The organism is Pelotomaculum propionicicum (assembly GCF_004369225.1).
In the GTDB taxonomy this organism is placed as follows: Bacteria; Bacillota; Desulfotomaculia; order Desulfotomaculales; family Pelotomaculaceae; genus Pelotomaculum_B; species Pelotomaculum_B propionicicum.
In genome coordinates, this window is the sequence record NZ_QFFZ01000086.1 from 1 (window position 1) to 6,293 (window position 6,293).

The 6,293-nt window shown below is 42.0% G+C and carries 4 protein-coding genes and 4 pseudogenes; 7 read left to right on the forward strand and 1 reads right to left on the reverse strand.

Annotated elements, in window-relative coordinates; translation table 11 throughout:
- Positions 1-218: 218 nt before the first annotated feature.
- Both Pmgp_RS18545 and Pmgp_RS18550 read left to right on the forward strand, forming a co-directional pair.
- Positions 219-1,042, forward strand: a pseudogene (locus tag Pmgp_RS18545) (ParA family protein).
- Positions 963-1,586: pseudogene (locus Pmgp_RS18550) on the forward strand (ParB/RepB/Spo0J family partition protein); the annotation flags it as partial. The pseudogenes Pmgp_RS18545 and Pmgp_RS18550, both read left to right, overlap by 80 nt.
- 278 nt (positions 1,587-1,864) lie before the next feature.
- Here the strand turns inward: Pmgp_RS18550 and Pmgp_RS18555 are convergent.
- Complete coding sequence (locus Pmgp_RS18555; protein ID WP_134216074.1) at positions 1,865-3,577, reverse strand: IS1634 family transposase; 1,713 nt, start codon at positions 3,575-3,577, stop codon at positions 1,865-1,867.
- A 586-nt stretch (positions 3,578-4,163) separates the two neighbouring features.
- Between Pmgp_RS18555 and Pmgp_RS18560 the strand changes: the two genes are divergently transcribed.
- From Pmgp_RS18560 to Pmgp_RS20440, 5 genes and pseudogenes are all read left to right on the forward strand, one after another.
- Complete coding sequence (locus tag Pmgp_RS18560; RefSeq protein WP_134216076.1) at positions 4,164-4,349, forward strand: hypothetical protein; 186 nt, start codon at positions 4,164-4,166, stop codon at positions 4,347-4,349.
- Positions 4,322-4,897, forward strand: coding sequence for a hypothetical protein (locus Pmgp_RS18565; RefSeq protein ID WP_243119956.1), 576 nt, complete (start codon positions 4,322-4,324; stop codon positions 4,895-4,897). The genes Pmgp_RS18560 and Pmgp_RS18565 overlap by 28 nt, the downstream gene beginning before the upstream one ends.
- A 54-nt stretch (positions 4,898-4,951) precedes the next feature.
- Positions 4,952-5,236 carry a helix-turn-helix transcriptional regulator gene (locus Pmgp_RS18570; RefSeq protein WP_134216078.1) on the forward strand — a complete coding sequence of 95 codons (285 nt, stop codon included), beginning with the start codon at positions 4,952-4,954 and terminating at the stop codon, positions 5,234-5,236.
- 200 nt (positions 5,237-5,436) lie between these two features.
- Positions 5,437-5,687 (forward strand): annotated as a pseudogene (locus Pmgp_RS18575) (prevent-host-death protein); the annotation flags it as partial.
- Positions 5,641-6,005, forward strand: a pseudogene (locus Pmgp_RS20440) (type II toxin-antitoxin system RelE/ParE family toxin). The pseudogenes Pmgp_RS18575 and Pmgp_RS20440, both read left to right, overlap by 47 nt.
- Positions 6,006-6,293 lie beyond the last annotated feature (288 nt).

The following is a 6,293-nucleotide window of genomic DNA, read 5'->3' on the forward strand; positions in this document are numbered from 1 at the left end:
GCATTTTGTTGGTTTATCAGTAGATATCTCTTGATTTCTACAGTATACTTCGATATTCAGCCTTGTTTCTCCTGCTGCACCAGGAACTAATTTTGGGTATTCTACGGGGTTTTTGCAGTGGAATCATATATAAATTATATATAAACCGTAGTAAAAAGCCGTTTGCTTTATGAGCATATAAAGCGAGCGGCTTTTTTGCGTGAGAGGAGGAATTTCAAGTGTCAAAAGTAATCGCCCTTGCCAACCAGAAAGGAGGCACGGGCAAAACGACCACAACGGTCAACCTGGGTATTGGCCTCGCGATGCGGGGTAAAAAGGTGCTTTTAGTGGATGCGGACGCGCAAGGCAACCTAACGGATTCGTTAGGCTTCCATGAGCCGGACAATCTACCTGTTTCACTGGCGACCGTTTTAACCAAAAGCATGTTGGAGGAACCGTATGAATCTGACGAGGGTATCCTCCGCCATGCGGAAGGCGTTGATCTCATGCCGGGGAACATCGAATTGTCCGCGATAGAGGTGTCACTCGTCAACACCATGAGCCGGGAAACGGTACTGCGCAGCTACATCAACACCGTCAAAGACAGGTATGATTATGTACTGATCGACTGTATGCCCTCCCTGGGCATGATGACCATCAACGCCCTTGCCGCCGCAGACAGTGTGATCATCCCCGTTCAGGCCCACTATCTGCCCGCCAAAGGAATGACGCAGCTTTTACAGACCATAGCCAAGTAAGACGGCAAATCAATCCCAAGCTGACCATTGACGGCGTTCTGGTGACAATGGTGGATAACCGCACCAACTTTGCCAAGGACATTTCCTTTATCCTGCGCCGCGACTACGGTGACAAGCTGCGCATTTTCCAAACGGAAATCCCCTTGTCTATCCGTGCGGCGGAAACCAGCGCCAAAGGAAAGAGCATTTACCTTCACGACCCCTACGGCCTGGCGGCAAAAGTCTATGAAGCCTTTACAAAGGAGGTGCGGGACATTGACGAAAAGCAGCGCAAGAGACAGCATCAAACTGGCCTCAATAGATGACCTGTTCAGCACCGAGGAAAGCCGCGCCGAGCAGCAGCGCGAAAAGGTGATGGATATCCCCCTGTCGGAAATCAGCGATTTTCCCAACCACCCTTTTAAGGTGAAAGCAGATGAAGCCATGCTGGAAATGGCAGACAGTGTAAAGCAATACGGCGTTTTAGTCCCTGGCCTTGTCCGGCCCAAAGCAGACGGCGGCTATGAAATGATTGCCGGACACCGGCGCAAAAAGGCAAGCGAGCTTGCGGGCAAGGAAACAATGCCCTGCATTGTCCGTAAAATGGATGACGATGCCGCGACAATCATCATGGTTGATAGCAATCTGCAAAGGGAAAGCATTTTACCGAGCGAAAAAGCCTTTGCCTATAAAATGAAGCTAGAAGCCATGAACAGGCAGGGACAACGGACAGATTTAACTTCTGTTCAACTTGAACAGAAGTTAAAAGGAACATCATCAAGAGAAATCTTAGCAAAACAATCTGGTGAAAGCGGTCCTCAAATATTCCGATATATCCGCTTGACTGAGCTAGTCCCGCCCATCAATGATTAAAAATCACAAAAAAATTTCCCCTGAAGCCTTCTGCCACAAGGAATTCTGGTTTTCTCTATACAACTATGCTGTCAAACTAACGAGGGACGGCACGGGCAGGAGCGATAGCAATGATGACAAAAAACAGCAAGGAAGAGAATAAAATAAAAAACACATTTTCAAAGAATTGGGGTATAATCCTGTTTTTGACACTTGAAGAAGAAAAAAAACTTGGCGCCCCCTGAAAATAGGGGGTTCCAAGTTTTTTTCAATGGATTAAAAAGTGAGTAATGTATTTATGATTTTGTAGTTTTAAAAATTTTTTTCATCTGGGCAGTACCGACGATCTGATAATCAGTACGGAAACCAAACGCTTCATGTAAATCATCCGTGAAGTCAGTTCTGGTATAGCAGGGTACGTAGCCATCACCTTTAATTTCCAAGAAGTCCATCTCCCTCAACCCATTAATGATCTCCTGGCATGTATATTTTCCGTTCAACTTCTTTTCAAGGAGTCTGTATATGACTAAAGAGATGAAACAAGTCATAAAATGAGCTTCTATTCTGTCGTCCCGGCTCAGGTATACAGGTCTGGCTTTGAATTCACTTTTCATAATCCGGAAACACTCTTCGATTTCCCATCGTCTTTTGTTTACCCTGATGATTGCAGAAGCATCATCTTCAAGATTTGTACACACGGCATAGAAACCATCATATGCTTCTTCATTAGAAATAAGTTCGGTGTTGATAGTTAATATTTCATGTTCGGCAACCTCTCCGTCAGCAGTGCAGTGGCTTTTTTCAATAAATCTTTTGTAATCATTGGGATTGTATTTTTTTAACTTACCAGGGTTGGAAGCAATTGCTTTTTGTGCCCGTTCTATCTGGGAGTTTCGGATGTTTCTCTGATAATCGCGGTATTTAATAGAGTAGGTTACAACAATTTTCTGTTCCAGTCCGTTTTCCTTCATCCAGCGTTCCTTGTGGAATACCTTGTCCTTGTCTTTGGTTTGATCAAGCCCAGTGATGTCATAGGTCCTGCCGTCATCATCAAGGGACCAGCCTTTTGGGTCAAGAGCCCATTTTTTCAGGTGTGCTTTCAGCTTTTTGATGGACTGGGTTGTGATAAATGCCCGTTCACCTTTGTTGTTGAATTTCCTGTTGCCCTCGGATGCCAGTCCCGCATCAGTACATACAATAAACCTGGAAAGGTCAAAATCGGATAGGATTTTTTCTTCCAGAGGTTTTAATGTCAGCTGTTCATTGGTGTTTCCTTTATTGATGCTGAAAGCAAGAGGGATACCATCGCCGTCCATAAACAGTCCCATCTGTACGACAGGGTTTGGTCTATGTTCTTTGGAAACGCCATATTGTTTCAGCCCTTCTTCCTGCTCGATTTCAAAAAAGTAATTGGTGCAGTCGTAATAAAGTACGCCCGTATTTCTTTTGGAAATTTTCAAACTGTTGATGTACAAAGAGGATTGTATTAGATCGGCCTCCTTGGCTATGACTTCAAGTGCTCTGTATATATGCTGGAGTTCAAAAACAGGCTGCTCGATAAACCTTGTGGAAAGCTGGAAGGTTGCAAGTTTTGAAGAGGGATATATGATCCTTGCATATAGCAATCTTGAAAGTACAGAATTCAGGTCAAATGTAAATTTATATTTGCGGGATATTTTGGTGCAAACCTTGTCGAGTCTGAGTCTATAGTATATCTGTTGGAGAAAAAGATAACCGCCGTTAAAAGAACGCTGTTCTCCTTTGGCAATGACTTTGGAGGGGGAATATTTGACGATGACCTCCCGGTTTTCTTTATCTTCTTTTTGGTTAAGTTCAACAATATATTTTTTTGCCCATTCAATGGGATCCTGTCCGTTCAGTTTTTTACTCAATTCATTAACTGTGCCGAGTTTTTCAACAATTTTTGATGAATGTACACCATTCTCATAAGTCGATTTGATAACGTAAAGGGACGTGGAATTTTTTGATTTTGAAATAGACAATCTCATATGCAGACCTCCTATCCCTTATATTATAACACATTACTCAATAATACTCAATATGAAAAGATAATGTTTGGCTTTTTTTTAATAAAAAAAGCCCTGTTTTCAAGGCTTCCAAGATTTCAATAGTTTATTCAAGTGTCAAAAACCCGGGACAACGGACAGATTTAACTTCTGTTCAACTTGAACAGAAGTTAAAAGGAACATCATCAAGAGAAATCTTAGCAAAACAATCTGGTGAAAGCGGTCCTCAAATATTCCGATATATCCGCTTGACTGAGCTAGTCCCGCCCATCAATGATTAAAAATCACAAAAAAATTTCCCCTGAAGCCTTCTGCCACAAGGAATTCTGGTTTTCTCTATACAACTATGCTGTCAAACTAACGAGGGACGGCACGGGCAGGAGCGATAGCAATGATGACAAAAAACAGCAAGGAAGAGAATAAAATAAAAAACACATTTTCAAAGAATTGGGGTATAATATATAGCAAGCTTAAATGAATAAATAGTAAAGAGGAAAATTTACTCATGGATGTTCGCCTGATTTGATGTATAATAATAGTAGCAGGATGATTGAAAGAGGTGATACCTATGGCAACCGTTTCATTTGACAAGAATATTGTCGTAAAGGAACCGGAAGCAATAGAAAGACTCGTTGAAGTGCTTTCGTCATCAAAGGAAGCAAAGCCAATAAACAGAAAACTTGCTTCCGATGAGGCTATGGCAAGGGGTGAGAAGTTATTAAAACAGTGCTTATCCCACTCGAAACGTTTTTAGAAATGACTTCCGAAGAAACAGTAAAGGAAGTCATTTCTACTTTTTATTGTTCTAAAGACAATGATATAGAGAGCTTTTTAAAAAATGAAAACAAAGCTATTTTATACGAGAGAAAATCCAAAAGCCGTACATATCTTATTTTTGATGAAGATGGTTTAGAAAATGGAAGCTTTGTTCTTCTGGCATATTTTACGATTGCCATACAGACTTTAAAAATTCCGAATGGGACAGCAGCGTCTCAGATAAGAAAACTGGATGGTCTGTATGCCAAAAAGGGATCCGAAGCACTAACAGAAATTCCATCATATCTTATTGGTCAACTAGGCAAAAATGATAAGTATACAGATAAAATAGCCGGTGATGAATTGTTAGAATATGCCCTTTCGGTGATCAGTAAAGCACAGGGAATTGTCGGCGGGAGGGTGGCTTTTATCGAATGCCAGGACAAGCCCCAATTGATAAACTTCTATACCAGAAATGGGTTTAAATACTTCAGAAAAGACCCGGATGATGGTTTAGTTCAAATGGTAAGGTTATTAGATAAATAGAAAATATTAAATTTAATTCTCGGGTGACATCGGGGATTTTTAGAAGGTGTGACAATGGGTAGAGCAGGAGCTAAATCTGCCGAAGTGAAAGAGCTTTTGATGAAGGATGAAGAATTCAAGGCGGAGTACGAAAAGCTGAAACCACGCTATGATGTGATTTCGCAAATCATTGAAGCGCGAACCAGCCAAAATATCACCCAGGAAGAACTGGCGCTTCGGGTTGGGACTCAGAAATCCAATATCAGCCGCCTGGAAAGCGGAACGTACAATCCATCCCTGGACTTTTTTTCTAAGGTTGCCCGCTCCCTTGGGAAAGAGGTACAGGTTACGTTGAAATAAAAAATGTGAGAAGCTATAAAGAAGTGCGTGATATCACAAGCACAGATGGCAACAATTAAGGCACTGAGAGATCAGCGCCTTTTTTTTAGTACTGAAACGAATAAATGCGCTTTGCTACTGCTGTAATTCATTGATTCGAGTAAAGAAGTATAATATGATTAGATTGTCATTATAAGGAATATAACAGATTAAAACCCTATGTGAGTATTTGGCGCAATTACAATGGATTTGCGACTTTGCGTAAGTTAACCGGAAAGCCGGTATATCTTACAAAAACGGCGAGGGGGATCTCGTGGTGATGGATATAGAGGCGTTTACCCTCCGCGAAAAAATGCTGAAGCTGCAAGAAGAACTGCTGGCCGTCGAGGGAGACCGTCTGGTAGGGCGCGCTGAAACGACGCCCGATGAACTGGACAAATACCTGGGCGGTATTATTGACGAGGTGGAGCATAGAAAAGAAGCCTCAATATAAATAAGGTGATTGTTTCCGCCAGCACCTGTCAGATGCTGGCGGGCCATGTCTGTTTTCTGGCGCAGAAAAGTCCCTCCGCCGCCCGCAAGGAAAAAACGACCTAATAGACGCCATCCGTTCCCTTCACCAAATGCCGGAGCGTTTTCCCTTTCTGGAGGTCAATTTTATTCTGCCAAACAAATACCACAGATGTTCGTTGAGAAGTGGTATCTCATTCTATACCAGATTAAGGCTCAGACAGTGTACGTTGACTATATCGTGGATTGCAGGCAGGATTATGGATGGCTGGTACGGTAGTTCTCGATATATGGTGAAAATGATTGTTAGACTAAAAATTAGGAAATTACTGAGTTTTCGGGGTATGTTTATAATACGAATTTGAAGCTATCCAGTTGTTTGTGTGTTTGTCAATCAAAAAGTTTACCACTGTGATCACGTAAAAGTTTACCACCCATAAAAAGGGGATCAGCTCATTTGGAATGGTAATTATGGAATATTATTACTGGCGGTCTTTTAGCAATATTATTTTTGTCTCTACCGTCGCAGGGGTTGTGGGTATGTGAATAACGCAGAGCGTTATTCAAG

Coding starts and splice junctions, on each gene's coding strand:
- Pmgp_RS18560 (WP_134216076.1), top strand. CDS start 4,164: ATGGCAACCGTTTCATTTGACAAGAATATTGTCGTAAAGGAACCGGAA.
- Pmgp_RS18555 (WP_134216074.1), bottom strand. CDS start 3,577: ATGAGATTGTCTATTTCAAAATCAAAAAATTCCACGTCCCTTTACGTT.
- Pmgp_RS18570 (WP_134216078.1), top strand. CDS start 4,952: ATGGGTAGAGCAGGAGCTAAATCTGCCGAAGTGAAAGAGCTTTTGATG.